Genomic DNA, 17,926 nt, shown 5'->3' with positions numbered 1-17,926 from the left:
CACGCCTAAGATGGCGTATTTCCCGCGAACAAGGTGAAGTACGCATGCCTAAGGATTCCTCCTCTCCCGTCTCCATGTCCGATATTGCACGGCTGGCGGGAGTTTCTGAATCCACTGTTTCCCGCGCGCTGAATAACAACCCGCTAATCAATGAAAAGACTCGGGAGCGTATTCAGCAAATCGCGCGGAGTATGAATTACAAAATCAACGAGAGTGCACGCAATCTGCGTTTAAAACGCAGCCATACCATTTCTGTCGTCATCAATACCGGCAGCGCCGGAGGCCAGACTTTTTCCGACCCCTTTATGTTGGACATGATTGGCGCGATTGCCGATCGCTTGGCCGAGCACCGATATGATCTACTGTTTTCAAATCGTATCGTTACAAGTGACGATTGGCATGCCTACTTAATGGGGTCTCGCCGCGCCGATGGGGTAATCGTGATTGGCCAAGGGGTGGACGACAGCCCCCTGCATGAACTACAACGCCAGGGCGATCCGTTGGTAGTATGGGGAGGTACTACCAAACCAGATCTCGATTACTGCATTGTAAGTAGTGACAATCAGATGGGAGGGCGCCAGGCCACCGAGCACCTACTCAAGCTGGGCCGTTGTAACATCCTCTTTCTTGGTGATACTGCGCACCCCGAGATTTACGGTCGCTACGAGGGTTATAGGGCCGCGCTTAGCGCAGAGGGGCTGGGTAATCGCGAGCGTCAAATTCAGGTTTCTTTCTCCAGTGAAAGCGGTTATCAATCCATTGCAGACTTGCTAAAAACCGAGGGGTTGAGCTTCGATGCGATTTTCGCCGCAAGTGACAGCATTGCAATGGGAGCCATCAAGGCTTTGCAGAGCCAGGGTTACAAGGTTCCCGACGATATTGCAGTAGTTGGATTTGATGATATCCCCATCGCGCCTTTCTATACGCCCCCACTAACGACTGTGCGACAGAATATCCAGCGCGGCGGTGAGCTGATGGTGGAGAAGATGATGCAGTTGATCGGTGATAAGACAGCAGAGCCAGCAGTGCTGCCAACCGAACTGGTGGTACGCTCTTCCTGTGGCGCTAACCCTGATTTCCAGCCGATCCAGGAATATAGTCAGTAATCAATCTTGGCAGCTCCCCCTGGAGCTGTCTTAAGCACTCTTGAATTTCTTCTGGTTCTCCAGGCACGCCAATCTTCCGCCGAGTCCGTTGCTCTACAACCTAATAAGCCAAACTGTCAAAGCAACGATCTTTGCTCTGATAAAAGAGCGCGCTCGGTAGAAATCAATGGCAGATTCCAATACTTCCAAAAGTAAAGAGAGGTTGTTGGCGCTGATTGGCCTCAGCTTCGCTGTATTTTTGGTGGCAAATGATCTAACCATATTCCCCGCCGCCATCCCCACCATTGAGCAAGAGTTTAATTCTGACATTACAAGAGCCCAGTGGATTATCAACGGCTACATCCTCGTATTTGGTGTTCTGATTGTCACGGGTGGACGCTTGGCTGATATTTATGGGCGGCGACGCATTTTTTTTATAGGTGCAGGTTTTTTTGCCTTCTTTTCGCTGTTTGCCGCTTTATCCATGGATATTTGGATGCTGCTAGTGTCCAGAGCCTTGATGGGAATTGGTGGGGCACTGATGTGGCCGGCAATATTGGGGATGGTCTATGAACTCATACCAAAAGAGCGCGCGGGCCTAGCCGGCGGCCTGATCATGGGAGTGTGTGGAATCTCTGACTCCTTTGCCCCAATGTTAGGAGGCTTTTTAACCGAGTTTGCGAGTTGGCGATGGATATTTCTTCTCGATGTTATAGTCGCTGCATTAGTGTGTTTAGGGTGCTGGAAAACAGTCGCTGATGATAAACCAGAGAAGATTGAAGAGCATATTGACTACTTGGGAGTGACGACACTCTCTATTTCTTTGTTTAGCTTGTTAATGGCCTTGGATCTTGTAGTAGAGCTGGGCTTTAAAAGTCCGATAGTTGTCCTCTTATTTATCATTAGCGTGTTTTTTCTAGGGGGCTTTACTGCTGTTGAGCGTAATGCCGGTAGTGATGCACTAATTCCCAAAGATGTTATGAGTAACAGGCGTTTCTTTGCGGCATGTGTGGTGACCTTATTGCTTTCTGTAGTCTTCTTTTCTGCGCTTGTATATATTCCACAGTTTCTCACCAAAGTGCGGGGTTATTCCCCAACATTGGCTGGTATTGGGCTGATGCCGATGATGATGGCTTACGGCTTGGTTTCCTATATATCCGGTAGGCTTTACGAAAAAATAGGAGCCAAGGTGATCATAGCGATAGGCTCGGTATTTATCAGTGCAGCAATGTTTATGCTCTCACATATACAAGTAAATACCAGCTTCCGAGAGTTGATACCAGGCCTATTGGTGCTTGGTGCCGGGGTTGGTTTTTTCTTTTCGACAGCGACTACTGTTGCAGTGACTATTGTTGCCCGCAACCGATCGAGTCTGGCTGGCGGGATTATCTATATGTTCCAGATTGCCGGCGGTGCATTGGGCTTGGGTATGAATACCACCATAATTGCCTTAGCCCCAGATCTCTCAACCGGTATAGACCGAGCTTTCACAATTAATGCCTACTTAGCACTCATTGGGTTGGTGGTATCAGTTTTGTTTATTGAGGGGGAGCCTCGTAGGGTAGGGAGTACAAAATAAAATTTCTAAAGGGGTAGTAGCTCCATTTATTATCAGAAAACCTAAAAACTCCTTTTTTTCTAACAATCAATATTGTCTGGATATTTATACCAGCAATTATTTTTTTTGGGGAAAATATGCCTCTAGGGGCAATCACTCTTAGGTAAGCAGTCATTATAGAGTTGGTTGTGTAGGATGAGAGCGTACGAAGGGTTGATATGGAGGAGAATTGCTAAATTTTAGAGCTTGTTTCTAAGGATATTTTAAATCTTAGTCCGTATTATTTGCTTGGTAACTACCAAGAGTTTGGCCCACCATACGGCAATCCGTCAACATTATAATTCCTCTAAATGTTTCCTGTTTAGTCGGGAAGTGGCAAGAAATACGAAGGGCGGATTAGTCTATGAGTATAGGGATGTTACAGAATTACTCCCAGGAAACCTTGGGAGCTAAGATCTGTATCGATAATAGCTGGCCTTTTTTTCTGCGCGCCTTAGATTCTATACCAAATAAAAAATTTTTTAACACTATCGATTATGGCGCCGCAGATGGTGGTACTTCTATGGAGTTATGGGGGCGAGTATTTAAAAAACTCGGTGATAAAACAATATACCATATCGCTAATGATTTACCATCCAGTGACCTGTTAACACTTGCTGATAATCTAAATGAATTAAGAGCTAAGTTTGAAAATCTAGTGGTCTTTATACAACCAAGTAGCTTTTATAATCATGTGGCACCCCAGGCTTCACTCAATATTGCTCTGGCTGCTACCACAATGCACTGGCTATCTAAAATGCCTGACACTTTTTTAGAGCACATACACGCAAACAAGGTGAGTGGCTTTCGGCGCGAACCCTTCAGAGCGCAGTCCGTGAATGATTTTGATTCACTGCTTGAGGCGAGAGCCTGGGAGTTTGAGGTGGGTGGTCAATTTGTTCTTGTGGATTTGGCTCAGGATGAAAGCGGCCATTTGCTGGGTAATAACGCAAAAGATAAAGATATGTTCGACACGCTGTATGATATTTGGTTGCAGCTGTATGAAGCTGGGGAAATATCGAAAAGTGCCTTTGAAGGTGCAGTATTTCAAAATTATTATCGCACAGATGAAGATATTTGGCAGGTTCTAAATATGCCTCATCATAAGAAAAACTGGATCGTACATGAAGTGTCAATACAAATGACACCATGCCCATATCGCAGTCAGTTTGATTTGGATGGAAATGCTTCAGCCTTTTCCGAGGGGCTGATGAAAACTATACGGAGTTGGAGTGAGCGAACATTCCATACATCAATTGTTGAGTATGGAGGGAGTTCTACTGCGATTGCAAAGTTATATGATGAGTTGCAGGAACGTATTTTCAATAGTCCCAATCAATATAGTATGGATTATGTTCATCACTATATTCGCTTGGAGCGTCGCTGATATGGTGGATCTATCATGAGTGTAGATTTACTTTCGATTGAAATGTCATGTGGAACACTCCATTTCGCTTGCGCTAAAAGAAGTTCGCTGCCAGCGAATGGCGGCCTGAGAGTATTAGAGTATCAGAAGGATGAATATGCTGCTGATGAAGCCTGTCAGTTAGCAGAGCGAATGCAGGTTAAGCACCAAACCTATCATACAGGATTTAGGGGTGGAAAAATTGTTGCAAATGTCAATAGCATATCGCAAGCATCCTTTGATGAAATTATTAACATAGCAGCATCAGAGCTCAATAAAAGAAAAGGAGATATGTTCACTGGTGCAGACCTTAACTTTGGAGATACACAAGTGATGCGTCTAGCTGCGAAAACCCAATATGTGTTAGCCGCATTAGGTTCAAAGGTGCATTATGCAGAAGCTACGGCGTCAGGTGCTTTAGGTGCGATTGCAGCGGGAAAGTCCGCACTCAATATCCCCAGGGCAAGAGTTCTAGTGCATGGTGCAGGTGCTGTTGGGAGCAGAATCGTTAAAAGGTTGGTAAAAATGGGAGAGCTGGTATCTGTCTATGACCATATCTTGGAGCGAGGGAGTATTTCAGGTGCCGTCAATTCTGAAAATATAGAAAATTGGATTTCACAGGACTGGGATATTGTTGTTCTCGCATCAGCCTCTCGGATAATTGATGTTGCTTTGGCTAGGAATCTAAAGGCTAGAGTATTGGTTTGTGTGGCTAACTTACCTTTTGTATCTGGAGCTCAACAAATATTGGAAGAAAAAGGCACGATAGTATTTGATGAAGGACTTTCTAGTGCCGGTGCAGTGATGGCTGATTCTATTGAGTTTTACAACCCAGAGGTTTGGCGGTCTGTGAATCCACGGCAAGTCTATCATTTTATATTTAGTAAAATTTCTGAAGCCTGCTTTAAAAAATTGGAATCCGGTTACCCCCATCTTAATTATTTAGGAAGACAGTTTGTTGGCTACGGTTAGAGCGTTAAGATGACAAGCTACTATGATGTGATAATCATTGGTGCGGGTATGGCAGGGCTGAGTTCGGCTTATGCGCTACGTAAATCTGTGGATTCCATTCTAGTTTGTGACCAATTCCAGATTGGAAATACTTTTGGTAGTAGCTCCGGTAGTACGAGAATGTTCAGAGCGATGTACTCCAATCCATATTACTGCCAAGCTGCAAAATATTCTAATGTACTTTGGGAGTCTCAGGAAAAACATTATGGTAAAAAACTTAGAGTATCCCATGGCTTGTTATTTTACGGTGAAGACTGGGGAGAGGAAACCATTGAAGGGAGTATCTGTGCAGCTAAACATGTCATGCAGAGGCAATCAATACCTTTTGAAGAGTTGACTGCAAAGGAAATTAGTGAGCGCTGGCCACTGCGCACCAAGCCCGGCTGGCAAGGGCTATTTGAGCCAGCAGCAGGCGCTGTGTTATCCGGCGAGTCCTTAAATTTTTGGAAAAATGAAGTGATTCGTTGCGGCCATAAAATTAGATTAGGAACCAAAGTGGTTTCGGTCTCTGATGGTACTGATGTAAATGTCCTACTTGAGGATGGTACTAAAGCTTCATCCAAGCGTTGTATTATAGCAGCAGGCCCTTGGTCTAGGAATTTTCTTGAACTGTTGGGGTATCAGGTACAGCTTCAGATTTGGCCAATGTTATGGGCGTACTATACGATTGAAAAAGATCGTATGGATACCTATCCACAGTGGTTCTGTTTTCAGGAAAAAGCAAAGAATGATCCTGATCAAGGGCTTTACTATGGGTTTCCTTATATGGGGAATACGAAGAACGGCATAGGCTTGATCAAAATAGGTATTGATTGGACACCAGATAAGTTAAAAAGGTCAGATTACATTCCCACTCCGAATATGACGATTCCTACAGAGCTACTGCAAATTCTAGATGATTTTGTATTTTCTTATATAGAAGGTGTTAGGTCCCGCTCAGAAGTACACTTATGTCCTTATACAATGAGTGCAGACGCAGGGTTTGTATTAGACCGCTTGAGCAAAAATATTTTTATCTTTAGCCATGGTTCAGGTCAAGCCTTTAAGTTTGCCCCAGTGATTGGGGAGAATTTAAAGCGTCTAGTATTGGATGAGAAACCTTTGTTTGATTTGTCACCCTGGTCTGTAAAAAGAGCCGCTTTGCAAGTTTGAAGTGTTAAGGGCTATGAGAATCAATTTAGATAGGTACTAAATGTTCGCGTAAATGTTTTTATTTTTAAGTCAAAAATAATTGCCGATTAAGTTTTTGATTGGTTGGTTATGTGCCCATAATTTTTTTATTGAAATCCAAGACCATTTGTGGTCTGTCAGTAAATACTCCATCCACACCCTGTGAGGCAAGTAGTGCTAAGTCGTCAGGGTTATTTACAGTGAAAATATAGTTTTTTAACCCTCGATATTTGGCATCGTTAAGTAAATCTTTGTGGAGGAAGTCCAAGGCAGTATGTAGTGAATAAGCTTTCAAAGGGGCTGTACATGCGGCTAGATCGAGGGGAACCCCAACTATTATGACACCGCGGCGAACTTCTGGTATTAGGCGTAGGCATTCATATAATTGTAATTGATCAAATGAAGATACTATATATTGATCAAAAGTAGCTCCCCTATCTGTAACAAATATACGAATCTCTTGTGCCAATAGTGCCGCACAATTAGGGCCTTTGAGTTCTATATTTAATTGAGCCTTGTCACCTATTAAGTCTAAGACTTCTTGTAGCGTTGGAATCTTACTGCCACAGGGTAAAGGCATAGCTCTAAGAGTTTCTGGTTGCATGTCTGTAATAATTGTATTCCCAGGTTGCAAACGACCTAGGCGCCTATCATGAGTAACAAGAAGTTGACCGCCAATATTCCATATATCAATTTCTACTCCTCCAACCTTCAAATCCAGTGCTTCGCCAATTGCCTGTAGCGTGTTTTCACTAAACAAGCCTTGGTAACCTCGGTGAGCAAAGCAGAAGAGGGTGCCTAATGCCATTTTCAGAAAGTCCAAGTAGTTGATATAAATAAATGATTTATAAGGTGTATTCTAGAAGATTGTGTTGTTATTAATACTAATCGATAGTGGTTTGTAAGTGTTAATGGGTGGTTCTCTCAAGTAGTGATGTGTTTCCTTAGCTAATTTGGCTGAGTCTTAAAAGGTCACTGTAATGGGTTGAATTATGAATCCTTGTGGGCTTACCATTTAACAGTGGCGTGAAATGTTGTGATACAACTATCTTTATGGCATAAATAATAAGTGGCTATATTTAACTCTATCTTAAAGATGGTGTGTTTGATAAGTTTTATGGCTTGTGTGTGTTATTCGATTCTATGATTTATAGGTTTGGTATTTTAAATGTGGAATTATAATGTCACGAATATTGGTTGCAGGTGGCGCCGGCTTCTTGGGGGCTCATCTATGTGAAAAATTATTGGGAGAGGGGCATGATGTCTACTGCGCTGATAATTTACACACGGGGGTAAAGCACAATATAAAACATCTGTTATCGAATTCATGTTTCAATTTTATTCAGCATGATGTAACAAACGCATTATATGTTGATGTTGATGAAATTTATAATCTGGCTTGCCCAGCTTCGCCAATTCATTACCAGGTTGATCCAGTACAGACGCTAAAGGTTAATATTAATGGCGCAATTAACATGCTTGACCTTTCAAAGCGGGTTAACGCCAAAATACTCCAGGCTTCATCAAGCGAAGTCTATGGAGACCCTGAAGTGCATCCTCAGTCTGAGCAGTACTGGGGAAAAGTAGATCCGGTGTGTATGCGTTCATGTTATATTGAAGGGAAACGGTGTGTTGAAACCCTGTTTTTCAGTTACTTCCGTCAATATGGATTACAAATTAAAGTAGGTAGGATCTTCAATACATACGGACCAAGAATGCACCCAAATGATGGGCGTGTAATAAGTAACTTCATCGTTCAGGCGCTTAAGGGTGATGATATAACCATATATGGTACTGGCCAACAAACACGAAGCTTTTGCTACGTTGATGACTTAGTTGAGGGATTGATTCGCTTGATGGGGGCTCCAGCAAACATAACGGGCCCCATCAATCTGGGAAATCCATCTGAGATTACTATTAGTCAGCTGGCTCAGCGTATACTTTCATTAACGGGGTCATCTTCAAAATTGATCTACCTACCATTACCTAGAGATGATCCTCGTCAGCGTAAACCAGTTATTGATCAGGCAAAATCTTTACTTAATTGGGAGCCCAAAGTAAAGCTAAACGATGGACTTAAACAAACCATTATTTACTTTGAGAAGCTGCTTTGTGCAAGAGGGAGCTCTGGGTTATTGAAAAATTAATTTCAAAGCCTTAAACATTGAAGTTGGCAATATTGATTGATAGATTAATACACATTAACTTCCTATCTATTCATTCTGGTGAAAATAAAATGCTTTAGCATTTTGCCAAAGAACTTGGTTGGCTCCCGTTTCATCCAGGGTATTTTTAATTAATGTGACATCCTCATCTCGAAAAGGACGCGGTGCTCTAGTAGACGGTAAATCTGAACCGAACATAAGGCAGCTAGGGTTAGCCTGATAAAGATCCTTAATGGCGTTAGATGGATTGAAGTCCAGGCGCCCAAATCCTGTTGCTTTCACTCGTACACCTTTTTCGGCAAGAGATAGCAGCAACTTGAGCCCAGATTGACTCAACCCCAGGTGATCAATAGACACGCTGGGTAGGGTTAGTAAGGTGCTTTCTAGAGGGGCCAAATTGGCTGAATCTATATAGAGTTCTACATGCCAATTGACCAGATCATAGACTCTTTGTGCGAAATCTTTGATAGTTGCTGCAGAGATTGAACCCCCACGCTTAAGATTGAATCTTACAGCACGGACGCCATGTTCATTGAGCGCCAATATCTTTTCATCTCTGGTATCTGGCGGAAGCTGGATCACTCCTACAAAATTCTTCCCTAGGTTTTTTAGGGCATCCATTAGGTAGGTGTGATCATTACGCTGAAAAGACCCGGAAATAACTGCACCACCGAGAAGGTCGTAATTTTTTACCCTGTCCAAATAGTCGCTGGTGGTAAAGAAATCAGGCGTAAATCCTTGATTTGAAAAAAGAGGAAAACCAGGGGTAATAATGTGAAAATGACTGTCGAAAATAGCAGTTCTATCTGTGGGCATAATAAATAACATCTAAAGACTTTGGGTTGAGTGACTTTCTAAAAGTAATGCGCTCACAAAAAATTAATACTAAAAGGGTCAGATAGGCCAAACTTTCTAGAATGATTTTTTAGTTCGTGCTGTAAAAATAAGTGCCGGGAAGGATACCATGACAGAAACTAGGACTCCCCTGACAAAAACCCAATTTTGGGGTTTGGTAGCACTCAGTCTAGCGGTATTTCTTATTGCAAATGACTTCACAGCTTTCTCTGTAGCGATTCCTGCAATGGAGAAGGAGTTTAACTCTGATATCACTACGGCTCAGTGGGTAATAAACGGATATACCCTGGTTTTTGGCGTTCTAATCATCTCTGGAGGGCGCTTGGCCGATATGTTTGGGCGCCGACGTATCTTCTTTATCGGCACTGCAATTTTTGTCTTTTTTTCTCTTCTTGGTGGACTGGCTGTAGACATGTGGATGCTCCTAATATCTCGGGCGCTAATGGGTATTGGAGGCGCAATGATGTGGCCGGCCATTCTGGGGATGATCTATGGATTAATGCCGGAGGATCGTTCAGGCTTGGCGGGTGGCCTAATTATGACAGTCTGCGGAGCATCCAATGCCATTGGGCCAATGTTGGGAGGAATACTAACTGATTTAGCTAGTTGGCGCTGGATCTTTTTTATTAACATCCCCATTGCGATTTTGGCTTGCCTAGTTTGTTGGAAGGTGATCGCCGATGACAGTCCGGATAAAGTTGATGAAAAAATAGATTATGCAGGAGTAACGACTCTTTCTATCTCATTGTTTGGTTTGCTCGTTGCGCTGGATTTGGCGGTAGACTTTGGCTTTAAAAGCCCCTGGATAGTCTCTTTATTTGCAGTTTTCTTGATATTTTTGGGGCTTTTTATCATCGTAGAACGCAATGCTGGCAAGAATGCCTTAATCCCTGAAGATGTAGCCACAAATAATAAGTTCTTTGCGGCGGGCATGGCAACATTACTACTCTCTGTGGTCTTTTTTGCAGCATTGCTCTATATCCCTCAGTTTCTGACCAAGGTTAGGGGTTACTCAGCAGCATTTTCTGGAATAGGGTTGTTACCAATGATGGCGGTATTTGGGATAGTTTCCTATATATCTGGCAGTTTGTATGAAAAGCTTGGAGCTAAAGTGATTGTTTCTGCCGGTACCATTTGTATGTGTATCGGAATGTTTATGCTTTCGCACATGACTGCCAATACCACCTATCCGGTGCTTATTCCCGGCTTGATGATTCTGGGTGCGGGGGTTGGGCTCTTCTATTCCACAATAACGACTGCGGCGATAACGGTAGTCGATCCATCCCGATCAAGTCTAGCTGGAGCAATACTTTATATGTATCAAATAGCCGGTGGGGCATTAGGATTAGGAATGAATACCACCATCGTTGCTATGGCTCCAGATCTTCCCACAGGTATTGATAGAGCTTTTACAGTCAATGCCTACCTTGCCTTGGCAGGCTTTGTAGTGTGTGTTTTGTTTGTAACAGGTAAAGATGTGAAGGTAGATTATGAAGAAGAGGGGATTTTGTGAAGCTCTTTAGAGAATTTATAAGGTGCTCTAGCTTAAGTTATTAGGGGGTCATAGATTCTCAGTAATCACTCTTCAATGATTGAAAGCTATTTAATCAATAGAAACATCTTTGGTAAATAAAAAGCACGTAAAACCAGATCTAAATTAAGCCATTCTATGATGTTTAATAGTCTACAATCATCTAGGCACTTTTTAAGTGCCCAATAGAAAAACAATTTTTCAGTCAAATCGATTGTATTAATGCTGAGAATAATTTGCTGATGTTGAGAGGATGCCTATGAATTATACTTTTATACAAAAGTTATCTGCAGAATTGATTGGTACCTTCATTCTCGCTGCAGCGGTATTAACCTCTCTAACCCCAAGCAACCCTTTTCCCATAGCGACACCTATTGCTGCGGGGCTTGCATTGGGCTTATGCGTATATCTCCTTGGGGGTATTTCTGGCTGTCATATCAACCCAGCAATTTCTTTTTCCATGTTAATTTCCAAGAAGATTAGCTTTAGAGACTTTCTGGGTTATATTATTGTTCAAGTTTGTGGAGGAGTTTTGGCGTTACTGATGGTAACCATGTATGTGCCATTGGGGCAGGAAGGTTGGCTGGTTTCTCATAAAGCCTCTGTTTTTAGCGGTATTGGTGAAGCATTGGGAACTGCTTTCTTTAGTTTTGGGGTTATGTCTACGACATATAATAAAGATATAAGTAAGGCCACCTCAGGGATTGTTGTGGGTGGCTCACTACTGCTAGGGTTGATTGTATCCCACAATGCTTCATACGGAATTTTAAACCCGGCTGTGGCTTTGGCAACAAAGGCCTGGAGCTGGGATTATTTATTCATGCCCTTTGTTGGTGGAGCTGTAGGAGCATTGATTAGTTACTTACTATTTAGGCCCAGTAAACATACTTAGTAGCATTGTAGAATCATCCTTTTTAAGTATAAGTTTGATTTTTACTGTAAATAGATTTCTTCCCTTGGAAGGATTCATAAAATTTCAAATGTGAGTCATAAGAAAAGGTATCTAGCCTTGTTTTATAATCCTTTATCCAATTAACCAGCATATTTAGATTTGAATCTTGAGCTTCTTTAGAGTCATACTTATGCGGTTCCCATGGCCTAGACTTGGCATTGTGTATACATTGCTCAATGCTAAGATCCATAAATATGATTTCAGTGGCTTGGTCAGCCAGAATTTCTAATAAATCTGTATAACACCCCTCTACCACCCAGTTTTCATATTTCTCTAGAAAGTCAATGACCTTCAATTGAGATTCATCTAGAGGCATTCTTTGCGGGGGAGAGGTTGGCAGCCATGCTAAAGTGTCTAAATCTAAATGTGCAAGTCCTAACTTCTGGGAAAGATACTTTGCTAGAGTAGATTTCCCTGAGGCTGAATTACCAAATATTAACACCTTGCTCAATGATGTATCCTATAAAATAGTTAAAGAGAATTAGTTAATAACTCTTCCTGTTGATTTTAAGAGCAGAAATAGTAGCAAAGAACGATCTATGTTCCTGGCTTGTCTCGATACTAAGGTTGACCAATATTACTATTTCTGCGCTTTGAATAGATATTTTCTTGTGATGTAAAATAGCCGATAGTTATATTCTACCCCATAATAACTTTCGCCATATTCAGATGCGGGTGCTGTGGATTATACTTAATTCCGTTGTTCGGTGAAAAACCGTAATGCTCTGCCAGCGCTGTTACAAGCACGTAAGTATAGAAGTCGCCTATGGATGTATCGCCACTGAATTTGCCAGCAGCATCTAAGAGTTTTTGCTTGTTTTCTGATAATTCTAGACCGGTTTTATTAAAATTTTTAAGGTCACGTATATCGCTATACATCCACGCGACAATAATTGTATTTCCTACTGCTGTTGGTGCAAAAAGACCAATGATATTTGAAGCAATAGCCAGAAAATCACGACGGACAGCTCTATAGTGTTCGCTCCAACTGGTATCCACCGCCCCAAGATTTTGTTTTAGACTTTTAAGTGCAAGTATAGTGGCCACAATTCCATTGATCTTTGAGGGTATATCATGGATGGATGAGGCTAAAGAAGAAGTTGAAATGCCAAGGTTAATTTTTCTGTCTTTTTTGAGAGCATTATTTTTCTCAATTTTCTTGTCAATATTGTTTGTAAGGTGTGCTGTGGAGCAAAGTCTTTGATAATCTACAACCGTTAACAAAAAGCTGTTTTTCATCGAGTCAAGCTGTGAGATTTCACTAGCTGGCACTTTAGAGGTTAAGTATTCCCTGAGAAAGGAGTGAATAGCCAAAATACAACTAACTTCACTGTTAAGGTGATTCCAATATATCTGACCTTCTATAGAACGATCGCGGCCAGCAACGTAGTTGTTGCTGACATCTCTCTTGATAATTTTACCCCATACATCATAGCCAGTAGAGCAAAATTTAATCATTTGCTGGATTTTTAAGTCGGTGAAAATATCTGGAGTCATATGCAATCCCTTGATAAAATTAAATGTTCAGTATTTTCTCATTATTATTAGTTCTTCAAGTGTAAGAAAATTACTTAACCAAAAGGTATAGGAATAGCTAGACAGGTTGTGAGTAAAATTTGATATTAACCATATTTTGAAGAGGCTATATACCAAATGCCTTTACCTATAGCTACCCGTTACAAACCGAGCGAATACTAGCATACTCACTTCTCAAGCAAATTACCTCTTGGCACACTGACTTTAAGGGCTGGATTACTGGCTTGAGATGGAGGAATCTGAAAAGAGCCAGCTATGAAGACTTACACCTAATTGGCACCAATGTACACACTGCAGCGGGACTTCAATATCTGTACTGACGTTTTAGTTAGCCTCTTTATGAGGCAATGATGAAGTGGAATGTACCAGATATGGAAAGCTTGGCACCTTATGAATCTTATCATATGTCGGTCTGATACCCCTGCAGGGTATGATTTGAACGATGTTTCATTGAGTTGCAGCACTGCAAGCGCAGCATTCTTTTCATAGCGGTATTACAAATAATACGATATAGCTGATCCTTTTGGATCTTTCAGGGTTCGAAATGCTTTATTGGATTAATATCGGTTTAGCCTAAAGTTAACAGTTTACTTAACTTAGTAAATCAAACCCAGAGCTCTGTCGATTGACCAATATGCACTAACTACTCCAACTGGATAAATAATATACCCTGACTGTGCGAAGATATGTTTATAAAAAAATGAAACGCTCCACCTTGAAAAGGTCCACTTGGTCAGGAAAATTGAAGCAATCGTGACTAAAACAAAGAGTATCTGCCCAAGCTCTACACCTATATTAAAGCTAAACAAAGCGATGATTTTCTGACTTTGTGGAAGACCTAATTCTGTTAATGCACTGGCAAACCCGAACCCATGTAACAACCCAAATCCACCAGCTACAATAGCAGGATAACGCCAGGTCAAAGTGTTTTTATTACCCCGCTCAATGGCGTATACAATTTCTGCGGCTAGAAACATAATGCTTAATGGAATCAAAACTTCCACAACATCAATTCTAATGGAGAATAGATTTAAACTTGCGAGCCCCAATGTGAGGGAGTGTCCTAATGTAAATCCACTAATAGCGACTAAAATACTCTTAAGACCTTGGGCAATAAATACTAAACAAAATACAAAAAGCAAGTGATCATAGCCCTCTAGTATATGTAGAAATCCAGCTTCGATATACTGTTTAACGCACTCCCAAATGGTTAATTTGTAAGGCAAGTCTATTACTAAGATCTTTGGGCCATTAAAGATGTTGATTGTATCACCCTTAAGTTTTTTATATTGAATTAAGCTTGATAAGGCAGGGTTAGCAATTGGATATGAGATTTTTAATTTAAGGGTGTTCTCTGCTTTTTTAAAATCATGCCGGTGGGAGGCTTGACATAGATAGCTCTTAACATGACGCCCAGAAAAATCTAATGTAGTTGAGTGCCTTTGGCAAAAATTTCCTGTCAAACTTACTTCAGGCTCAGTACCTGGTTGCATAACTGGCGGTGTTTTCCAGCGAAGGATGTATCTGCTTTCCGAGATCTCTTTTAATTCAATGTAAAGCGGTCTTCCATCATGAGCAAAGCTTAGATTATTAAAGATTGTACCTAGTAACGAAATTATAATGGTTGTAATGGTCTTGTAGAGACTTCTATTTAGCATAGATTGTGTCCATAGGCACATAAGGTAAGGAGTTGTCCCACTCAACTCTATACTCAGCCAGCAATTCTTTAAATTTCATTTTTTTATTCACTTCCAATTTTTCTCGTCGATAATCCTCTAGAATTAAGGGGTAGGCCTCGCTAAGGCTGGGTAGGCGACTTTTTTTGTGATCGCTAACCAATATCAGGTGTAGACCATAAGGGGACTCAAGCGGGCCAGACCAGGTGTTTAGGGGCAGGCGAAAAACATTCTGCGCCAAAGTTTTTCCGAGATGGCTAGCTACTAGTTGAGAAGTTCGTTCTACATAGTTTCGATGGAAAAGAAACCTATCCCCATAGAGGGAAGATTTTTCAAAAGGGATTGATTGTTTTAAAAGTTGATCCAAAGTCTGCTTGGCGGTCTCCTCTAAATTTTCTTTAGAGTAATGCCTCGCATCAAAGAAAACATGGGTGAAAGTAATTGATGCTTCGATACGATATTTTTCTTGATTAAGTTTAAAGTAATTTTTCAAATCTTCATCTGTAATACTTATTTTGCTAGAAAAGCCTCCAGTTACGTAGTCCAATTTTTGAATAAGTCGTCTTCGTATAATTTGATCATGTTCCTGTAAACCTAGATTGATCGCTTCTCGATAAAGTATTTCTTCCCTAATGTAATCATCAATCAAGTTGAATTTTTCAGTTTGAGTTAGGCTTTGCCAATAACGCCTAGCAAATGTTTGGTTGAATGTTTTTTTCTGAAATTGGAGGTACTCAATGATCTTGTCTTCGTTTATAAGTAGGGTGTATTGTTGATTGAATCTATTATCTTTGTTTAGAAATTCTGCAGCGATGAATAGTATTAATGCGATAATGAAAAAGTGTAGCAGGGGTTCTTTTCTTAGTTCTTCAAACTTCCACTGCATTTAATGTCCTCCATTGATATTTATTGAGAGTTTCTATTCTTCATCAGAATGGATTAACGAAATTAACCATCAGGACTCTTTAGTTATCGGTTTTATTAAAGATATTAGGGGGTATACCAGATAGGAGAGGTGTATGCACGCTCCTGGAGAACCGCGGGCCCTTCAGGTGGTATCTGAATACTTCCATCATTAATTTCTTTTGAGGCTACGGCATCGTAGAGTGAATGGCGTGGAGTAGGGATCTGCAATACTCGAACATAGTAAAAAGCGCGTACATTTACATCAAAATCTGGGTCTTGCCATAAAGTGGATAATTCAATAGAACCAATCTTATTAGTATATTGTCCTGTTTCTCGATTTACTGTATCACCCACAGAATCTAATTTCCCTTGGTTGTTAAGAGTACGTTCCCCAGACCAAGCAACATTGAATATTTTTTCATGGCTTTTTCCTGTCGTATCTAACCAGGATTTAACAACTTGGATTCTATCCAGATTTGCTCCTTTGGGATCTTTAACCGCACGTATGAGTAGCTGAATTGGTTTGTTAGCTTCTTGTGGTTTGGTCAAATCTCCTCCCATAGGTACGCCATGGATGTATCCCAATTCGGCGATATTTTCAGCATCTATGGCGTGCTTAGGGAAGTTCCAACCGGCATAGACACGTACCTGTATTCTAGGTCCGGTAGTGGCATACACTTCACGGCGTTTAAACGCAGCGAAAAGGCTTTCTCTTGTATTTTCTTTTGCCCAAGCGGCAGCGAGTCCAGAAGCAGACATATTCCAGCCAGTAGCCTTGGTCCCGCCAATGACAGTGTTGGTACGCTTACTAGTTGGTATGGAATCATGGGCAAATTTACCCCAGAAATTGTTCTCCTCTGCAGTAGACATACCAGTATGTGAATCCGTGGACCCTATAAAACCCAACTTATAAGGGTTTGCACCAATTTTATCCTGTATCTCCAGGCCAGTACGCAAGGCGGATCTAATGAAGTCACCTTTAGCAATACGGTAAGCCTCTGGATCAGCTTGTAAGTAAAATGGATAATTTTCGAAGTCGGCGAAGGGATCTCGCGGTGAAAGTTTTGAATGGGTTTCTGAATCCCCCTTAATTTGTGTTATTTCGACTAAGGGCTCCCAGCGCATACGTGTACGCGCATACTGTGCATCAATTGGCTCACCGCGCAGTGTGGTTTCTGCGAACATGTAGCCTTTGGAAACATTGGAGTTATGAGGGATGGCAATAAATTCACTGCCAGTTCGTTGAGAAGTCTCATCTAACCAGTACCATAAATCCTCTGGATATTGGCTCTGGTCAGACCCAAAAGGAAGATACTGCTTAGCCTTTTCTGCACCATCTGGGGACACCACGACCCGGTGTAAATTAGCCCCGGTTGGTGTTGAACTCCATTCCCAGCCTATAAAGCTGGTGAAGGTACCTGGGTTATTGTGACGCTCTGCGGCGTCGATTATATCGTTCCAGGCGCTTGTCCGGGTTTTATTCAAATCTCCAAGCACTGGTTCCGGGGGCTGGTTAGCTGGATCCTGGACAGGATCAAGGTAGGTTTCCGAGTCTAGTGCTTTAGCTGGCAGCAGCTCATTGAAAATATCCATACCCTCATTGATCGATACCTTATAGCGAATATGCTGCTTGGCAAACCAGCGCATCATCGACTGATAAAAGGACATCTCGCTATCGAGCTCATCTGTTTCATTAACCACTGCTCTCATAACACCCAATCCTTCAGCGTGATCCGATACCACTAGAAAATCCAGAGGTGTATCGATACGTACTTTTGCATGGGTATAAGGGTGAATGACCGGTTGCCCCTTTGCCCAGCGGTAAGCGGTATCCGGGGTTGCCGAATAATTTTGGCTTAAGAAGGCATCAAATGAGTATGAGGTATGAAGGTGCATATCTCCCCAAAAAAGCTGAGTCGGCTCATTGGCAATAGCAACATGATGCACAGTGACTACTGCCAGCCCGGTAAGATACACAACTTTTTTTATAAGACTTTTCATGTTTTTAATCGTTATAGTCGTTAGCTTTTTTAAAGC

The 17,926-nt window shown here is 41.7% G+C and carries 15 protein-coding genes; 8 read left to right on the top strand and 7 right to left on the bottom strand.

Translation table 11 applies throughout. The annotated features are described in order from the left end of the window. The first annotated feature begins 44 nt into the window (after positions 1-44). The 5 genes from ACJJIO_RS01295 (at position 45) to ACJJIO_RS01275 (ending at position 6,250) form a co-directional block, all read left to right on the top strand. Complete coding sequence (locus ACJJIO_RS01295) at positions 45-1,106, top strand: LacI family DNA-binding transcriptional regulator (RefSeq protein WP_444909905.1); 1,062 nt, start codon at positions 45-47, stop codon at positions 1,104-1,106. A 166-nt stretch (positions 1,107-1,272) separates the two neighbouring features. Continuing rightward, positions 1,273-2,664 carry an MFS transporter gene (locus tag ACJJIO_RS01290; protein WP_444909904.1) on the top strand — a complete coding sequence of 464 codons (1,392 nt, stop codon included), beginning with the start codon at positions 1,273-1,275 and terminating at the stop codon, positions 2,662-2,664. Between the two features lie 382 nt (positions 2,665-3,046). Further along, positions 3,047-4,069, top strand: a complete 1,023-nt coding sequence (locus ACJJIO_RS01285) for a class I SAM-dependent methyltransferase (protein ID WP_444909903.1) — start codon at positions 3,047-3,049, stop codon at positions 4,067-4,069. A 15-nt stretch (positions 4,070-4,084) separates the two neighbouring features. Then, positions 4,085-5,059, top strand: coding sequence for an NAD(P)-dependent oxidoreductase (locus ACJJIO_RS01280; protein WP_444898482.1), 975 nt, complete (start codon positions 4,085-4,087; stop codon positions 5,057-5,059). A gap of 9 nt (positions 5,060-5,068) precedes the next feature. Next, positions 5,069-6,250 carry an FAD-dependent oxidoreductase gene (locus ACJJIO_RS01275; RefSeq protein ID WP_444909902.1) on the top strand — a complete coding sequence of 394 codons (1,182 nt, stop codon included), beginning with the start codon at positions 5,069-5,071 and terminating at the stop codon, positions 6,248-6,250. Positions 6,251-6,356: 106 nt separating this feature from the next. Here the strand turns inward: ACJJIO_RS01275 and ACJJIO_RS01270 are convergent, their stop codons facing one another. Then, positions 6,357-7,076 carry a glycerophosphodiester phosphodiesterase gene (locus ACJJIO_RS01270; RefSeq protein WP_444909901.1) on the bottom strand — a complete coding sequence of 240 codons (720 nt, stop codon included), beginning with the start codon at positions 7,074-7,076 and terminating at the stop codon, positions 6,357-6,359. A gap of 373 nt (positions 7,077-7,449) precedes the next feature. On the opposite strand from ACJJIO_RS01270, the gene ACJJIO_RS01265 reads away from it, so the two are divergent. Next, positions 7,450-8,415, top strand: a complete 966-nt coding sequence (locus tag ACJJIO_RS01265) for a UDP-glucuronic acid decarboxylase family protein (RefSeq protein WP_444909900.1) — start codon at positions 7,450-7,452, stop codon at positions 8,413-8,415. A gap of 66 nt (positions 8,416-8,481) precedes the next feature. Here ACJJIO_RS01265 and ACJJIO_RS01260 read toward each other — a convergent pair whose 3' ends face one another. Further along, positions 8,482-9,249, bottom strand: coding sequence for an amidohydrolase family protein (locus tag ACJJIO_RS01260; protein ID WP_444909899.1), 768 nt, complete (start codon positions 9,247-9,249; stop codon positions 8,482-8,484). A gap of 148 nt (positions 9,250-9,397) precedes the next feature. Between ACJJIO_RS01260 and ACJJIO_RS01255 the strand changes: the two genes are divergently transcribed. Next, on the top strand, positions 9,398-10,801 hold the full coding sequence (locus ACJJIO_RS01255) for an MFS transporter (protein ID WP_444885300.1): 1,404 nt from the start codon (positions 9,398-9,400) through the stop codon (positions 10,799-10,801). A gap of 277 nt (positions 10,802-11,078) precedes the next feature. Further along, positions 11,079-11,711: an MIP/aquaporin family protein gene (locus ACJJIO_RS01250; protein WP_444909898.1), complete on the top strand. Its 633-nt coding sequence runs from the start codon at positions 11,079-11,081 to the stop codon at positions 11,709-11,711. Between the two features lie 22 nt (positions 11,712-11,733). On the opposite strand, the gene ACJJIO_RS01245 is transcribed toward ACJJIO_RS01250, so the two are convergent. The 5 genes from ACJJIO_RS01245 to ACJJIO_RS01225 all read right to left on the bottom strand — a co-directional run bounded on the left by ACJJIO_RS01245 (position 11,734) and on the right by ACJJIO_RS01225 (position 17,890). After that, a complete protein-coding gene (locus ACJJIO_RS01245; protein ID WP_444910963.1) occupies positions 11,734-12,213 on the bottom strand; it encodes an AAA family ATPase in 480 nt (159 codons plus the stop codon). Between the two features lie 197 nt (positions 12,214-12,410). After that, entirely contained in the window at positions 12,411-13,268 is an 858-nt protein-coding gene (locus tag ACJJIO_RS01240) for a hypothetical protein (RefSeq protein ID WP_444909897.1), read from the bottom strand. Between the two features lie 635 nt (positions 13,269-13,903). Beyond that, positions 13,904-14,965, bottom strand: coding sequence for a HupE/UreJ family protein (locus ACJJIO_RS01235; RefSeq protein WP_444909896.1), 1,062 nt, complete (start codon positions 14,963-14,965; stop codon positions 13,904-13,906). Beyond that, positions 14,955-15,869, bottom strand: a complete 915-nt coding sequence (locus tag ACJJIO_RS01230; protein WP_444909895.1) for a peptidylprolyl isomerase — start codon at positions 15,867-15,869, stop codon at positions 14,955-14,957. The genes ACJJIO_RS01235 and ACJJIO_RS01230 overlap by 11 nt, the downstream gene beginning before the upstream one ends. A 104-nt stretch (positions 15,870-15,973) precedes the next feature. Continuing rightward, positions 15,974-17,890 carry a DUF3604 domain-containing protein gene (locus tag ACJJIO_RS01225; RefSeq protein WP_444909894.1) on the bottom strand — a complete coding sequence of 639 codons (1,917 nt, stop codon included), beginning with the start codon at positions 17,888-17,890 and terminating at the stop codon, positions 15,974-15,976. Positions 17,891-17,926 lie beyond the last annotated feature (36 nt).

Source organism: Microbulbifer mixtoriginis (SeqCode) (assembly GCF_052467235.1).
Note: the sequence above shows the minus strand (reverse complement) of the source record. Positions and strands in the feature narration are given on the sequence as shown.